Origin of the sequence: Rhodovulum bhavnagarense (genome assembly GCF_004343505.1) — a bacterium.
GTDB classification, from domain to species: Bacteria; Pseudomonadota; Alphaproteobacteria; order Rhodobacterales; family Rhodobacteraceae; genus Rhodovulum; species Rhodovulum bhavnagarense.
In genome coordinates this window covers 1-1,076 of record NZ_SLXU01000051.1, presented here as the reverse complement: position 1 = coordinate 1,076, position 1,076 = coordinate 1, and the positions used below count along the sequence as shown (strand labels likewise).

The following is a 1,076-nucleotide window of genomic DNA, read 5'->3' as shown; positions in this document are numbered from 1 at the left end:
CGGGCCATGACCTCTTGCATGTTCGACACCGTCTTGTCGAACAGCCGGTCATGGGGGGCCAGAACGATCACCGGCACGGTCTTGTCCACCAGCGCGATGGGGCCGTGTTTCAACTCGCCGCTGGCATAGCCCTCGGCGTGGATATAGCTGATTTCCTTGAGTTTCAGCGCCCCCTCCAGCGCCAGCGGGAACATCGCCCCACGCCCCAGGAACAGCACGTCGTCGGCCTCGGCCAGGCTGAGGGCAACGCGGGCGATGTCCCCCTCAAGGGCCAGCGCCGCGTTCAGCCGCCCCGGCAGAATCGTCAACTGGTCCAGCCGACGCGCCAGCCCATCGCCGTCAAGCCGCCCGCGCTGGCATGCCGCCTCAAGCGCGCAAAGCGCGAGCACCGCCAATTGGCAGGTAAACGCCTTGGTTGAGGCAACGCCGATTTCCGGGCCTGCGAGGATCGGCAGCACAAGGTCGCTTTCGCGCGCCATGGTGCTTTCGGGGACGTTGACCACCGACACGATCCGCGCTGCCCGCCCCCTGCAATAGCGTAGCGCGGCCAGCGTGTCGGCGGTCTCGCCCGACTGGCTGACGAACAGCGCCAGCGTGCCCTCGGGGATCGGCGGTTCGCGATAGCGGAACTCCGAGGCCACATCGACATCGACCGGCAGGCCGGCCAGTTGCTCGATCCAGTATTTCGCCGTCAGGCAGGCCAGGTAGGCCGTGCCGCAGGCCACCATGGTGATCCGGCCGATCCCCGAAAAATCGATGCCGCCACCGGGCAGCACCAGTTGCCGCCCGTCATCGGTGATGTAATGGCGCAGCGCCTCGCCCATGACCGTGGGCTGTTCGGCGATTTCCTTGGCCATGAAATGCTTGTGCCCGCCCTTCTCGGCGCGGGCGAGGTCGATCTCGACGGTCTTGACCGGGCGCATCACAGGGCGGCCCGCGCCATCGCGGATCTGCGCGCCCGCGCGGGTGATCACGGCGCGGTCGCCTTCTTCGAGATAAGTGATGCGGTTGGTCAGCGGTGCCAGCGCGATGGCGTCAGAGCCCACGAACATCTCGCCCTCGCCCCAGCCGATGGC

The 1,076-nt window shown here is 67.4% G+C and carries 1 protein-coding gene; it reads right to left on the bottom strand.

Annotated elements, in window-relative coordinates:
• The coding region (gene glmS / locus EV663_RS15535; RefSeq protein WP_132953445.1) for a glutamine--fructose-6-phosphate transaminase (isomerizing) at positions 1-1,076 on the bottom strand (1,076 nt) is incomplete at both ends.